Below are 13,892 nucleotides of genomic sequence, written 5' to 3' on the forward strand. Positions count from 1 at the left end.
ACGGGGGCGTCAGAGCCCGAGGCGTCGCCGGTAGGTGAGGAGGGTGTCCAGGAAGCCCTCCATCTGTTCCTCGGTGTGGCCCGCGTGCGGGAACAGGCGCAGCAGTGCCTGGTTGCGGGCGACCGCCGGGTAGGAGAACACGGGTACGAGGTAGCCGTCCGCCACGAACCACTCCCGCATCTGCAGGGCGGCGGCATCGCTTCCGATCGGCACGGAGAGCATGTACGACTCGGTCGGTGTCGTGGGCGTGCCGGCCTCGCGCATCTGCCGGCGAAGGCGGGCGGCATGCGCCAGGTAGTCGTCGACGATGCGCGGATCGTCGGCGAGGGCGTCGATGGTGCGCTGGGCGGCATAGGCGGTGGGCGGCTGGATGGCGGCCGTGAACATCGAGGTGCCGGAGAGCAGTTCGAAGGCGTCGATGGCCGCGGCCGGCCCGGCGATCGCGCCGCCTTCCAGACCGATGGCCTTCGACAGCGACACCATGACGAAGTCGGCCCGCTCCCGGATCGCGGCCGCCTGCGCGGCGTACGGACGGTTCTCGGGCCCGTACACCATGAAGCCGTTCGCATCGTCGATCATGCTGATGGCGCCGTGGCGGTCGCACTCGTCGAGAATCTCCGCGATCGGCCCCATGGTGCCGTCGGCCGAGTAGATGCTCTCGGCGATCACCACGGTCTTGGGGGCCCGGACCCGGTCCAGGACGCGTGCCAGGTCGGCGACGTCGTTGTGCCGGAAGGCGTGCGCCTTGCGGCCGTAGCCGAGCCCTTCGAGACCTTTCCAGATGCTCCAGTGGACATCACGGTCGACGACGAAGACCGTGTCGTGGTTGCGCACTTCGATCCCGGTGTCGAAGTACGCGGAACTGCTCATGGCGTGGACGAAGCCGATGTTGGCCAGGAGTCCGGTGGCGAAGCTGATGGCTCGCTCCTTGCCGGTGTGGCGGGCGATCGTCTCCTCCAGCACCTGGTGCGGACGGCAGATCCCCTGGGTCATCCGGGATCCGCTGGTGCTCAGTCCGTGATCGAGCGCCCCCTGTGCGAAATGGCGTTGCACCGGGATGTGCCGCTCCAGGTCGAGGAAGCTGATGCTGGCGAAGTTCACCAGTTCGCGGCCGTCGCGGACGATGGTGGGTCCGACGGGGCCGTCCACCACCGGCGGCCGGTACGCGGTGTCATGGGTGTTCGCCTCGACGAAGGCGGCGAAGGCCCACGGGGCCAGGCGGTCCACGGTCGGTGCGGGGGTGTGGGACGCGGTCATGACGGGTTCTCTCCTCCACGGTGGGCGCGGGGCGGCAGGGGCTCCAGGGCCCCGGCGAGGTGGCCGAGCGAGGCGGTTCCGGCCAGTTCGTCCGACGCGATCCCGGTGAAGCCGGACCGGTGAAGCAGCGCCAGCAGACGAGGGACGGCGATCAGGGTGATCCCGTGGTCGGCGAGGCAGCGGTTCATGTCCACGGCAGCACGGCCGCCGGGGCCGGCCGGCGGATCGGCGGGTCCGACGGCGGTCACGGCGGCGGCCAGCGCCCGTTCGGCGTCCGTCGCGGGCGGGCGTGCGGGGACCCGCGGGGTTTCCGGGCCGCCGGTGGTGGCGCGGGGCGGGTCGGGGAGACGGCCGGATCCGGGGGCGGCCGGGAGCAGGACGTAGCGGCCCGGGGCCAGGAGGCCGGGTACTTCGCCGAGGTGGTCCAGGACATGGGCGTGCAGGTCGCCGGGGGTGACACCGGGGGCCGTGCGGGCGTGTACGACGAGGTGTGGTGCGCCGCCCTGCGCGGTGGCGGCGCCGCCGGGTGTCACCGTCGCGTCGAGCACTCCGGGGTGGCCGCGCACCACGTCCTCGACCCTGGGCAGGCTCACCCAGCCCTGCGGGGCGCGCCACCATCCGGGGGCGGGCGGGGTGAGCCGATGTGCCGGGAGCGTGCGTTCGCCGCCGTCGGCGAGCGCACGCAGGAAGGCGCACAGCCGGACGGGCAGCGCGGCGGCCTGCCCCGCGTCGAGCAGATGGTCCCCGACGGTGACGTCCAGGGTGACGGCCCCCGCGTCGCGGCTGAAGTCGACGTACAGCGTGTCGCAGGGCTCGTCGGGCGCGCTGCTGAGCCAGGTGGCGGGCCCGCCGGGCGGGGTGTCAGGCGTGGGGACCAGGTAGTCGCGTGGCCAGGAGTAGCAGTTGTACTCGATGGTGGGTACGGTCACGACACCGCGGCGGCGGTCCTGGCGCGCCTGGGCCGCGACCAGTTCGGCGGGGCGCCACCGGCCGTGCCGGTAGGCCGCGGCGGAGGCGGCGGCGACCGAGGCGGCCACCTCGCCGAACCCCGCGCCCGGCCGGAGGTCGATCTGTACCGGAACCGTCAGGGCCCGGACGCCGATGCTGGTGCGCAGCGCGGCGCGGGCCCGGTTGGACACCACCACCGAGGCGAGGAAGCGGTGTTCGCCGGTGCGGGCGGCGACGTCATGGGCCAGCGCGGCGAGCATGGCGATCTCCGGGCTGATGCGATGGCGCCGGGCGACGCGGTCGAGGTCGTCGTACGCCTGCACCGAGCGGTGCTGGAGGCGGTGGCGCCCCTCGCCGTCGGCCCTCCCCCCGAACGGGGCCAGCACGCAGGTCGGGTTGTCCGCGAGGCGCGTGAGCCACTCCCGCTCCGCCGCGCGGGCGCGTTCCGGGTCCTGGTCGTGGGCCGCGTCGAGCGGGTGCGCGGGCGTGTTCGCCGGTGCGCCGGTGCCGCGCAGCAGGTCGTGCAACTGGTCGAGCAGTACCGCCAGTCCCCAGCCGTCGATCACGACATGGTGGGCGGCCAGCACGACCGCGCGCGGCTCTCCCGCCTCCAGCAGCACCCGGGCGAGCCAGGGCGGATTGCGCTCGGGGTCGATCGGGCGGGCGGCCAGCGCCGCCGTGGCGGCCTCCAGGGTGTCGGCGCAGGCGACGGGGACATCGACGGTGTCGACCGGCAGCGGGGCCCAGTCCGCCCGGTGGACGTACTGCACCGGGCGGAGCGGGTCGACCGTGGTGCGCAGCGCCTCGTGGCGGGCGGTGAGGGCGGCGAGCGCCAGGTGGATGTCGGAGACCGTCGCCGGGGGCGGGACGTGGCAGTGGTCGGCGAGCGGTGTCGGGTTCACCCGCCGTGGCGCGGGAATGGTGCGTTCGTACCAGTGCCACTGCTGGACCCAGTTCAGCGGTCCGCTGCGGACGACGGTGGCGGGGCTCGGAGCCGGTCGCGGAGCGTGGTTCACGGCCGGTACCTCATACGGCCCGGACCACGAGCGCGGCGTTGTGTCCGCCGAAGCCGAACGAGTTGCTGAGCGCGATCCGCACCCGCTCGTGGTGCTGCGCCCGGTGCGGCACGAAGTTGATGTCCGGGTCGATCGGTTCGTCGCAGTTGACGGTCGGCGGGACGTCACCGGTGCGCAGGACCTGGATGCAGGCCACGAGTTCGACCGCCCCGGCGGCACCGATCATGTGTCCGGTCATCGACTTGGTGGAGCTGACCGGGATCCGGGTGACCCGGTCGCCCAGCACCTTGCGCAGGACGGTCGTCTCCATGGCGTCGTTCAGCAGGGTTCCGGTGCCGTGCGCGTTGACGTAGTCCACGTCCGCTCCCGTGATCCCCGCGTCGCGCAATGCCGCCTCGACGGCGAGGCACGCGCCGCGTCCCGCCGGGTGCGGGGCGGTCCAGTGATGAGCGTCGGAACTCGCGCCGTAGCCGGTGAGTTCGGCCAGCGCCGTCGCCCCGCGCCGGTCGGCCACCTCGGCGGCCTCCAGCACCAGCACGGCGGCTCCCTCGCTCATCACGAATCCGTCGCGGTGCGCGTCGAACGGCCGGCACGCCGCGGTCGGGTCGTCGTTGCGGGTGGACAGCGCGCGGGCGTTGCCGCTGCCCGCGAGGTCGACGGCGGTGACGCAGGCGTCGGCGCCACCGGCGATGACGATGTCGGCCTCCCCCTGGCCGATCATCCGCATCGCCGCGCCCACCGCGTCGGCGCCGCTGGCGCACGCCGTGCTCTGCGCACGGCTCGGCCCCCGGGTGCCCAGCCGCATGCTGATCTCGGCGGCGGCGCTGTCCATGGCGGTGGTGACCTGGGTGAACGGGCCGATGGCCCGCGGCCCCTTGTCGCGCAGCGTGTGCGCGGCCCGGTAGATCGACCCCACCGGGCCGTAGCCGCTGCCGATGATCACGGCCACCCGCGGCGCCAGGCCGTCGTCGATGACGAGTCCGGCGTGTTCGCAGGCCTCCAGCGCCGCGGCGAGGGCGTACTGCGCGTACGGATCGGCGCGGCGGCTGACCGTCCGGGGCATGTAGCGGCCGGGGCTGAACTCGCGGACCTGGCCGCCGATCCGGACGCCGAGTCCGGTCACGTCGATCCCGTCCACGGTGTCGATGCCGCTGCGCCCGGCCAGCAGCGCCGCCCAGGTGTCGCCGACGCTGTGGCCCAGCGGCGTCACCGCCCCGTATCCGGTGACCATCACCCGGCGCCGGGCGTCACCTCGCTGTGCCGGGCCCATCCCGCCCGTCACGTCCGTCCCGCCCGTCACTGGGGAATCACCTCGGCGTCGCGGATGGGCGGGGCGATGTCGTCGGGGGCGACCGGCACCATGAGCACGGCCGTGCCTCCCTGTGCGCACAGCCGGCGTGCGGCGCGGATCTCCTCGGTCAGCGCGGCCTTGTCCCGCAGCACCCGGCAGTGGATGTCCGGCCCGTCCACCACGGGCGGTGGCGCGCCCGGGCGGGTGAACGGATAGCGGTCGGCGTCGAGTCCGAGGCGGGCGCGCTGGGCGTCCAGCCAGCCGTAGCCGCCGTTGCACAGCACCACGTACAGCACGCCGCCGTGGGCGGGAGCGGTGACGGCGATGTCCGCGCGCGCCGCGAGGAACGCTCCGTCCCCGATGATCGCGGTGACCTCGTGGTCCGGGGCGGCCCGCTTGACCCCGATGGCCGCTGCCGCTCCGAATCCCAGAGGGGTCTGCTCCGACGGCACGATGGACCCGCCACCGGAGTGGAAGGGGAAGCAGTAGGACCACATGTCCTGGAGCCCGTTCTCCTGGACCAGTACGCGGGGCTCGCCTGCGGTGGCGTCGAGCGCCGCGAGCAGCTCGGCGATGCGGATGCCGGGCAGCTTCGCCGCGCGGGCGAGTTCCGCCGCCACGTCGAGCGACATGGCCACTCGGGCGGCGGCGATCGCGTCCGGCCACCCACCGGGCGCGTCCGCGTGCCCGCCGGTGACGCCCTGCCCGGCCCGCTCGGCCCGCTCGGCCCCAGGGTCCTCCGCCAGCGCCCGCGACCAGCCGAGCACGGCGTGCCGGGCGTCTCCGAGTACGCGCGGGCCCGCGAACTCGGCCGACAGGCCGCCGGGGTCGACATTGACCTGCACCACCGTGACCGGGGGCCACGGTGTCCCGCCCTCGACGGCGGTCTCCTCCAGTCGCCCGGCGAGCGACACCACCAGGTCGCAGGAGGACCAGAGTTCACGGGCGGGGGCGGCGGCGTACAGGCCCGCCAGTCCGCAGAACAGCGGGTGGCGCTCGTCCACGGCACCGCGGCCGGACGCGGTGGTGAAGATCGCCGCGCCGAGGCGTTCGGCGAAGCGCTCGACCACCCCGTCGTCGTTGCGGTGCCGCATCCCGCCGCCCACGAGTACCACCGGCCGTCGGCTCGCGCGGATCGCCGCCAGCGCCGGTCCCGGTGGCACGGGGACGGACTCCAGGACCAGTCGTTCGGGTGGTGTCGGCCGTGGGCCGGTGACCAGGATCTCCGCCGTACGGACGTCGTCGGGCACCTCCAGGTACACCGGGCCGGACGGCGGCCCCGCGACCCGGGTCAGCGCCGTCACCGTCGCGGGCACGACCCGGTCCGGATGCCCCACCCGGTGCGCCCACCGCACCAGGGGCGCCACCGCGGCGACCTGGTCGAGCTCCTGGAATCCACCGCTGCCCCGGCGCCGTTCGGCCACTCCGGCGGCGAGCACGAGGACCTGCGCGCCGGACTCCCGGGCCTCCAGCAGCCCGGTGGCCGCGTGGGTGACGGCCGGTCCCTTGCCCAGGGCGCACACGGCGAGCCGACCCGACTGGAGCGCGTAGCCGGTGGCCATGTACATCGCGTTGCGCTGGTCACGGCACGGTACGAGGTCCAGGCCCGCGGTATCGAGGGCGCGGAGCAACTCCAGGTCGTCGCCGGGCAGTCCGAAGCAGGTGTCCACCCCGCTCGCCACCAGCAGGTCGACGATCGCGGACCACGCGTCGGCATATCGCTTGCTCACCGCGTTCACCTTCCACTCACCGCGTCCAGGGCGGCGGTCGGGAGGTTCCGGGCCACCGCCTGTGACATGAGCAGCGGTTCGGCGTGCCGCTTCCCGCCACAGGAGATGTAGTTCGCCCTCATCCCGAATCCACCGAAGGGGCGGTTTCCGTCCTCGGCGTCGAGCAAGGTGTGGTTGACACAGGTCCGGTGACGCTCGGACAGGACTCGCACCGTGTCCGCGTCGCTTCCGTAGACCATCGCTCCCAGCGCGCGTTCGCTGAAGTAGGGGCTCGCCAGCCGTTCGCGTAATCGCCTGGCACCGGGGTAGGGCACGACGTTGAACACCGGGGCGAACATCTCGTCCAGGGGGATCTTGTCGTCGAAGTCCCAGAGCAGCACGGTCGGTTCGATCCTGCGGGACGGCAGATCGATGCGGCCGCCGTGCCGGATGCGCCGTGCGTGGCGTACCAGGTACTCCGCGCAGTTCACCAGCGCCGAGTCGTAGTGGATCGGCCCGTAGTCCGCCGCGGGGTCACGGTTGTCTCCAAAATGCAGCGCGTCCAGTCCGGCGGACAACAGGCCGAAGAATTCCTCGGTACGGCCCCGCGGTGTGAACACGACGTCGGGCCCGAAACAGTCCTGGCCCGAGTTGTAGAGCCGGATCCGCGTGAGGTCCCGCACGGCGTGCGCGAGATCGGCGTCGGGTGCGATCACAAAGGGGTTGATCCCGTTGCCGAAGAAGAGAAAGAGCTGGTCTTCCTCCAATCCCTCGCGGACGGTTTCGGCGTTGTCGTAATTTCCGGTGAAGACGATGAGGTCCGCCGCGCGTACGGGCCCGGTCACGAACTTGCGCTGGCTGAGTTCGAAAAGCTCGATGGGTAAGCCGTGGACCGGCGCGAGCAGGGCGTGCAGGCGCTGCATCTGGCTTTTCGTCTCGGAGGACGGCCGAAAGGTGATCCGCTCGCTGTAAAGGGATGCGACCAGCATGTACAGCGCGTAGGAGTAGAGGGGGATGTTCGAGGGCATGAAGACGGCCGCGAGCGGCACGCGGCCCGGCCGGACCCGGCGGATCTCCTCCTCCGCTCCGTCGAGAGTGGCAAGGAAGGAGTGGAATTCCGCGACGGCGGTGCGGTGGGGGGACACTTCGGTGAGGATGTCCAGCACCGCGTCCTCGTGGTCGGCCACGTACCGGCGCACCGCACACAGCGCGTCGACACGGCCGGGGAAGGGGATGCGGTAGCCGGACACGCCGACGCCCCGGCCGGCTGCGCTGGTGCCGCTGATCCCGTCCGGCGCCGTGGGCTGCGACGCCATGGCGATGTTCTCCAGAGCGGCCAGGTCGGGCTTCCCCGTACCCGTCAGGGGCCACGAGGGAAGCACCACGATGTGGTCGGGCTGCTCGTAGCGGGCGAGCGCGGGGCGCAGCAGCCGCTTCCAGTACGCCGGTTCGTGATCGTCCGGGTCCACGACGACGAACACCAGACGGCAGCCCAGACGGTCGTCGGGGACGGCGACGACCTGCGTCTCCACGCCGGCCTCCGCGGCCCGCCCGGCGAGGTGGTCGGGATAGAGCGTGTGGCCGTCACGGTGCACCGCGTGCCTGCGTCCGATCGGGAACACCCGGCCAGCGTCGTCGAGCAGGCCGATGTCGCCCGTGCGGTACACGGGGTCCGACACCGGGATGATCTCGCCGTCCTCGCCCAGTCGGCCGGTCATCAGGCCGCCGCTGCGCACGACGAGTTCGCCGAGCCGACCACTGGGAAGCGGCTCGCCGTGCTCGTCGTGCACCTCGACGACCACGCCGGGCAGCGGCGTGCCGCACCCGACCGGATCGGTATGGGTCGCCAGCGCGATGTTTCCCACCTCGGTCGCCCCATAGCCGTCGAGCAGGTGCCGGCCCGTGCGGGCGTGGAACCGGGCGGCCAGGTCGCGTCCCAGCGGCGCGCCGCCCACGCACCAGGCCCGTACCCCCTCCAGCGTGTCGGCGAGGGCGGGACGGCGGTCGAACAGATTGAGCAGGCTGTAGTAGGTCGACGGGGCCGCGTCCACGACGGAGAGACCGTGCTCCACGCCGACCGCGAGCGCGTGGTCCAGGCGCGTGACCGGCCCGTAGACCACGAGCGTGCCGCCGCCCAGCCACCAGCTGAGGACCAGCGACAGGCCGTACTGGTGGGAGTACGGCAGGACGGGCAGGAAGACGTCGTCGGGCCGGTACGCCATCCGTTCCGCGCTGAGCGCGAGGTTGTCCAGGATGGAGCGTCCGGAGCGGACGATGCCCTTGGGGCTGCCCGTCGTACCCGACGACCAGGAGATCGCGGCGTCCTGACGCCGTGTCCAGGCCGCGACATCGGGCACGGACGCCGTGTCCGGCATGGATGGTGGCGGCGCGGCGGTGTCCGTCCCGTCGCTGATTTCGAGCAGTACGCGCGCCTGGGCACGGATCTGCGATCGCCGTGCGGGGGTGGCCCGATGATCGGTCAGGACCACCGAGGCGTCGAGGTGAATGAGCGCCAGCAGATCGACTACCCATTTCGGGGAATTCGCCCCGCTCATCATCACCCGTGAACCGGGTCCGACGCCACGGTGTGCGAGAAGTTCAGTGGCACCAAAAATTCGGGCCACGATTTCGTCCGTCTCCCAGATACGCCCCTCGGGCGAGATCAAGCGCCTGATAATAGGCACCTCGTGCTCCTTAAAACCGCCAGAGAGCGCGTTCAGCTCTCACGCGACTGTCCCACACCCGCAGATCGGCGTCGAATACGGCAAGGGGCACTCCATGACACATACGGGATGCTTGAGTGCACAGCGACGGAAGTGACGCACCGGGCGGCCGATTCTGATCGGCGAATTCACGGCACGGTTGGCAGCGGCGTTTCTTTTTGAGTGCCGACAGGAATCCCGTCGATCAGGGCGGAAGCTCGGCCTGTACGACGGCGGCCTCACCGGAACCCTCAACAGACGGCCGCTACAGTATTATTGAATGACCGGCACGACGGCCATTCTGCGACAATTCCGGCTGCGCCAGGGTGTGTCCGCGCGCTGGAACTCCCCGGCCCGGCAGCACCACTGCTGCCCACCGGGCCCGCCCTCTACACCGACGGCTCACTGACAACCGCCGCACGCGTACCGGCGACAGACAGCGTTGCCCGCCGCTCGTCCGTGAGTTCTGCCGTCGCCGGTGACTCTGAGCCGACAACGCGGAGGCGCTGTCGCCCAGGAAGGCGCCGGCGGCGACCACCGTGGCGTCCTTCCAATTCGATTTCGCGGGGCGGATCTTGACCTCACCGGGCAGGGCCTTGGCGGTCACGCCCGGACAGACGGTGCTCTCACCGTCGACCCAGCGCACCACCAGATCATCGGTGCTCTTACCGGTGAAGGAGCCGGTCGTCAGGTGGCCGGCGTAGGTCCAGGTGTTGTTCTTGGCGACGGTCTGGGTCTGCTTCTTCAACCCGTTGGCCGCCACGTCGCCGAAGACGGAGACATGGCCGTCCTTCCAGTCCGCCAAAAGGTCGTCCCGGCGCCCGCCCGCCGTGAACCTGCCGCCGACCAGCAGCCGGGCATCGTCCTTCCAGGTGGCGTTCTTCGGCGGCGCGAGCTGCTTCTCGCCGTGGAAGCCCTTGGCGTCCACGGTGGAGTAGAGGGACATCTCGCCATCGATCCAGCGCACCACCAACCCGTCCGTGCCACCGCCCGTGTTGACGCTGGTGACCGCGAGCGCCTTGGCCCAGATGGTATTGGCGGGCTGGAGCCGGTACTCGGCGGAGAACGGGTGGGCGGGGTCGGTGCCGTCGCCGCCCTGGTAGAGGGTGACCTCGCCGTCGTCCCAGACGACGATCAGATCGTGGTGCCGTAGACGACCTGCCGCACCCAGCCGGCCACGTTGTCGACGCGGGCGGCCACCGCCCCGGTGCGGGTCCCGGCCGGGTCCGCGCCCAGGCAACCCCCCTGCCACGAACGGCTGCTGACGGCGACGACCGCCGTACGGCCGTTGACGGTGCCCAGTGCGGGGCCGCCGGTGTCGCCCTGGCACACGGCGGCGTTGTCGGACTTCGCCGCCAGGTCCACGGTGGTGGCGCTCAGGTTCTGGACGGTGAAGGTGGCCGCGTGCACCTGATCGGATATCCACTCCTCACGCGTACGCCCGTATCCCGCGACCTGGGCCTCGTCCCCGACAGCGGGCGCGCTGTCGGCCACCGGAAGGGGGGTGATGCCGCCGACGGGCTTGGCCAGCTGGGCCATGACCACATCACGGCCGGCGCGAGGTACGAGGTTCACCACCTGCTGGGCGGTGCCGCCGATGGTGGCCGTCGTCTTGAGCTTCGGTGCGCCGGGGGCGAGGCTGCCGCCCGGGGTGTCGGTGAAACAGCTCGCGGCGGTCAGCAGCCACTGCGGTGCCACCAGTGCGGCGGAGCAGCCGCGCTTGCCGTTGATCTGGTGCCGATGCCGAGCCGGGCGAGGGCGGCCGCGGTGGCCACGTCGGCCCGCGGGCCGGATACGGCGGTCGCGGGTGCGGCCGACACGGCGGTGGCGGCCAGCGCGGCGGCGGCGATCAGGCCGCCGGCCCGCGCGGTGTGCGGACGAAAGCCGGACATGAGGTTCCCCGTTTCCTGTGAGGTCGGTGAAAGAAGCGGTGACGCTGCTCGGGCGAATACTCAGCTGGTGACGCGGAGTTCGACGAGGACGGACTTCTTGCTGGTGTCGCCCGCCTCGCCGACCGGCGTGTAGTCGTTCTTCGGGGCGTTGACGACACTCTTCTTGCCGTCGGTGGTGAGCGTGGTACATGCTCGCAAGCGCGCCCGGAAGGCACCCATCATCGAAGCGATCCGACCGCTCGTGGCACAGCGCATCCTCTCCGCCGGCCCCGACCCCGACGCGCGCATGTTCACCGGCCCGCGCGCAGGACGCATCTCCACCGCGGTCCTGCGCGACGCGACCCACTGGGACGAGGTGGTCACCCGCCTGGGCTACGAGCACCTGCGCCGCCACGACCTCCGCCACACCGGACTCACCCGGCTCACCGACACCGGAGTCCCCATCTGGTCCCCAAAAAAGATCAAGGGGCGGTTTCGGATCTCTCCGAAACCGCCCCTTGATCTGCGACTCTTTCAAGTCGGGACGACAGGATTTGAACCTGCGACCCCTTGACCCCCAGTCAAGTGCGCTACCAAGCTGCGCCACGTCCCGATGCGTCGACTCGCGGTGAACCGCGTGATCACGCGAAGAGAACTTTACCGCACGTACGGGGGTGCGTAGACAAGGGGCTTGGGGTGGGGCGGGAAGGGAGAATCGGCGGTATGACGAACGCGGGTGACGGCGAGGGGCGGGATCGGGACGCGGCGGGGCGGGCCCGCAGTGCGCGGCCGCGGGACGGGCTCGGGCGGCCGTTGCCGTACGGCGCGCACGGGGTGCCGCGGCAGCCGGAGGGTGTCGTGAGGGCGCCGCGCGAGACGGTCGCCGAGGCGCAGGCGCTGCTCGACGCGGGCCGGCCGTTCCATGCGCACGAGGTGTTCGAGGACGCCTGGAAGTCGGGGCCCGAGGGCGAGCGCGCCCTGTGGCGGGGGCTGGCCCAGCTGGCGGTGGGGCTCACCCACGCGGCCCGGGGCAACACGGTCGGCGGCGCCCGGCTGCTGCGGCGCGGCGCGGACGCCGTCGAGGAGTGGGAGCGGGGCAGGGGCGAGGACCGGCCCTACGGGGTGGATCTCGCCGGGGTCGTCCGGTGGGCGCGGGAGCTGGCCGGGAGGGTGGCGGCGGGCGGCGATCCCGTGGACGCCGTGGCGGAGGCGCCCAGGCTGGGTCCCTGACGGCTGTACAGGCCGGTGCGGGGGGGCGACCCACCGGTACAGCTTCCACCGGTACCGCTCCCACCGGTACGACTCCCGAGCGGCCGCCGATGTCCTGGCCGATGACCTGTCCGCCGCCGCCCGCCCGGAGCCGGTGGTCGCGTTGTCAGTGGCGTACGGCAGACTCGGTGGCGTGCGAGAGATTCATGTCATCGGTATCGGCGCGGGCGACCCCGAGCAGCTGACCCTCCAGGCGGTGCGGGCGCTGCGCGGCACGGACGTGTTCTTCCTGCTCGACAAGGGCGAGGAGAAGAGCGATCTCACCCGGCTCCGCCTGGACATATTGGACGCACATCTGCCCGAGGGCTCGTACCGGGTGGTCGAGGCCCGGGACCCGGAGCGGGACCGCAAGGCGGGCGGGACGGCGTACTCACCGGCCGTCGGGGACTGGCGCAGCGCCCGCGCCGGTATCTACGAGCGGATGATCGTCGAGGAGTTGGGCGACGACGAGACCGGCGCGTTCCTGGTGTGGGGCGATCCGGCGCTGTACGACAGCACGATCGGGATCCTGGACGAGGTGCTGGCGCGGGGCGCGGTCTCCTTCGCATACGACGTGGTGCCCGGTGTCAGCAGCGTCTCCGCGCTGGTCGCCCGCCATCGCACCGGCCTGAACCGGGTGGCCCGGCCCGTGCAGATCACCACCGGGCGGCGGCTCGCCGAGGGCTTTCCGGAGGGGGTGGACGACGTGGTCGTGATGCTCGACGCCCACCAGTCCTTCCGGCACTACGCGGACGAGGACATCGACATCTACTGGGGCGCCTACATAGGCACCCCGGACGAGATCCTCGTCTCCGGCCCGCTCGCCGAGGCGGGCCCCGAGATCGAGCGGGTGCGGGCGCAGGCCCGGGAGCGCAAGGGGTGGATCATGGACACGTATCTGCTGCGGCGGAACCCCGGGGAGCGGTAGCCCGGTTCAGGCGGTGCTGCGGTTGGCGCCTCGGCCTACTCGGCCTGACCGGTTCCGTCCGGGGCGAGGCCCAGTCGGCGCAGCACCCCCGCCACATCGGGTACGGCCGGCGCTCCGTCCGGTAGCGCCGGGCGGCGTACGACCAGCACCGGCAGGCCGAGTTCCCTGGCGGCCGTGAGTTTCGCCGCCGTGGCCTCGCCGCCGCTGTCCTTGGTGACCAGGACCTCGATGCGGTGCGCCCGCAGCAGTTCCCGTTCGTCGGCGACGGTGAACGGGCCGCGTGCGAGGAGGACTTCGGTGTGCGGGGGCAGCGGGGGTTCCGGTCGTTCCACCGAGCGCACCAGGAAGTGCTGGTCAGTCAGATAGGCGAAGGCGGCCAGGCCGAGGCGCCCGGTGGTGAGGAACACCCGGTCGCCCAGGCCGGGCAGCGCCTCGGCGGCCGCGGCCAGGGACGGGACGTCGTACCAGCGGTCGCCCGGGACGGGCAGCCAGCCGGGGCGGCGCAGGACGACCAGCGGGACTCCGGTGGCCGCCGCCGCGCGGGCCGCGTTCGCGGTGATCGACTCGGCGAAGGGGTGGGTGGCGTCGACCAGCGCGTCCACCTGGTGTGCCCGCAGCCACTGCGCCAGCCCCTCGGCTCCCCCGAAGCCCCCGATCCGTACCTCCCCCGCCGGTGCCTTCGGCCGGGCGGTCCGTCCGGCCAGGGAGGTGGTCACCCGGATCCCAGCGGGGTGCGCGGCCAGGGTGGCGGCGAGGCGGCGGGCCTCGGCGGTGCCGCCCAGGACGAGGACATGGCGTCGCGGGGGCTGCGGGGACGGTGCGGGCATGAGGTGAGCGTATCGGCAGGTCAAGGGGTGGGGAAACGCGTGCCGGGCCGTCCCCTCGCAGGAGGGTCAACGGCCGGGCGGGCGGGGATGGTTCC

General features: G+C 72.4%; 12 protein-coding genes, 1 tRNA gene and 1 pseudogene. 3 read left to right on the top strand and 11 right to left on the bottom strand.

Features of this window, described 5'->3' with window-relative positions:
* Positions 1-9: 9 nt before the first annotated feature.
* The 9 genes from AB0N90_RS30125 to AB0N90_RS30165 form a co-directional block, all read right to left on the bottom strand.
* Positions 10-1,257 carry an aminotransferase class I/II-fold pyridoxal phosphate-dependent enzyme gene (locus tag AB0N90_RS30125; RefSeq protein ID WP_365201982.1) on the bottom strand — a complete coding sequence of 416 codons (1,248 nt, stop codon included), beginning with the start codon at positions 1,255-1,257 and terminating at the stop codon, positions 10-12.
* Positions 1,254-3,221: a condensation domain-containing protein gene (locus AB0N90_RS30130; protein WP_365201984.1), complete on the bottom strand. Its 1,968-nt coding sequence runs from the start codon at positions 3,219-3,221 to the stop codon at positions 1,254-1,256. Before AB0N90_RS30130 ends, AB0N90_RS30125 begins: the two co-directional genes overlap by 4 nt.
* Before the next feature lie 10 nt (positions 3,222-3,231).
* Positions 3,232-4,521 (bottom strand): beta-ketoacyl-ACP synthase II, encoded by a 1,290-nt coding sequence (fabF, locus tag AB0N90_RS30135; protein WP_365201985.1) that lies wholly within the window; start codon positions 4,519-4,521, stop codon positions 3,232-3,234.
* Complete coding sequence (locus AB0N90_RS30140) at positions 4,518-6,242, bottom strand: thiamine pyrophosphate-binding protein (RefSeq protein WP_365201987.1); 1,725 nt, start codon at positions 6,240-6,242, stop codon at positions 4,518-4,520. Before AB0N90_RS30140 ends, fabF begins: the two co-directional genes overlap by 4 nt.
* A 5-nt stretch (positions 6,243-6,247) precedes the next feature.
* Positions 6,248-8,887 (bottom strand): aldehyde dehydrogenase family protein, encoded by a 2,640-nt coding sequence (locus AB0N90_RS30145; RefSeq protein WP_365201989.1) that lies wholly within the window; start codon positions 8,885-8,887, stop codon positions 6,248-6,250.
* A gap of 301 nt (positions 8,888-9,188) precedes the next feature.
* Positions 9,189-10,163: a hypothetical protein gene (locus AB0N90_RS30150; protein ID WP_365201991.1), complete on the bottom strand. Its 975-nt coding sequence runs from the start codon at positions 10,161-10,163 to the stop codon at positions 9,189-9,191.
* A complete protein-coding gene (locus tag AB0N90_RS30155; RefSeq protein WP_365201993.1) occupies positions 10,058-10,621 on the bottom strand; it encodes a trypsin-like serine protease in 564 nt (187 codons plus the stop codon). The genes AB0N90_RS30150 and AB0N90_RS30155 overlap by 106 nt, the downstream gene beginning before the upstream one ends.
* Positions 10,600-10,815 carry a hypothetical protein gene (locus AB0N90_RS30160; protein WP_365201995.1) on the bottom strand — a complete coding sequence of 72 codons (216 nt, stop codon included), beginning with the start codon at positions 10,813-10,815 and terminating at the stop codon, positions 10,600-10,602. The genes AB0N90_RS30155 and AB0N90_RS30160 overlap by 22 nt, the downstream gene beginning before the upstream one ends.
* 60 nt (positions 10,816-10,875) lie before the next feature.
* A complete protein-coding gene (locus AB0N90_RS30165; protein ID WP_365201997.1) occupies positions 10,876-11,013 on the bottom strand; it encodes a hypothetical protein in 138 nt (45 codons plus the stop codon).
* Between AB0N90_RS30165 and AB0N90_RS30170 the strand changes: the two are divergent.
* Positions 11,012-11,233, top strand: a pseudogene (locus tag AB0N90_RS30170) (site-specific integrase); the annotation flags it as partial. The gene AB0N90_RS30165 and the pseudogene AB0N90_RS30170 overlap by 2 nt on opposite strands.
* Before the next feature lie 100 nt (positions 11,234-11,333).
* Here AB0N90_RS30170 and AB0N90_RS30175 read toward each other — a convergent pair.
* Positions 11,334-11,407, bottom strand: a tRNA-Pro gene (locus AB0N90_RS30175).
* A 110-nt stretch (positions 11,408-11,517) separates the two neighbouring features.
* Here AB0N90_RS30175 and AB0N90_RS30180 point away from each other — a divergent pair.
* Positions 11,518-12,024, top strand: coding sequence for a DUF309 domain-containing protein (locus tag AB0N90_RS30180; protein WP_365201999.1), 507 nt, complete (start codon positions 11,518-11,520; stop codon positions 12,022-12,024).
* Between the two features lie 172 nt (positions 12,025-12,196).
* Positions 12,197-12,970, top strand: a complete 774-nt coding sequence (gene cobF / locus AB0N90_RS30185; protein WP_365202001.1) for a precorrin-6A synthase (deacetylating) — start codon at positions 12,197-12,199, stop codon at positions 12,968-12,970.
* 35 nt (positions 12,971-13,005) lie between these two features.
* Here cobF and AB0N90_RS30190 read toward each other — a convergent pair whose 3' ends face one another.
* The gene (locus AB0N90_RS30190) at positions 13,006-13,797 is read right to left on the bottom strand and encodes a cobalt-precorrin-6A reductase (protein ID WP_365202003.1); all 792 of its coding nucleotides are present in this window, start codon (positions 13,795-13,797) and stop codon (positions 13,006-13,008) included.
* Positions 13,798-13,892: the final 95 nt, after the last annotated feature.

Origin of the sequence: Streptomyces sp. NPDC093018, from assembly GCF_040684035.1 — a bacterium.
Taxonomy (GTDB): domain Bacteria; phylum Actinomycetota; class Actinomycetes; order Streptomycetales; family Streptomycetaceae; genus Streptomyces; species Streptomyces murinus.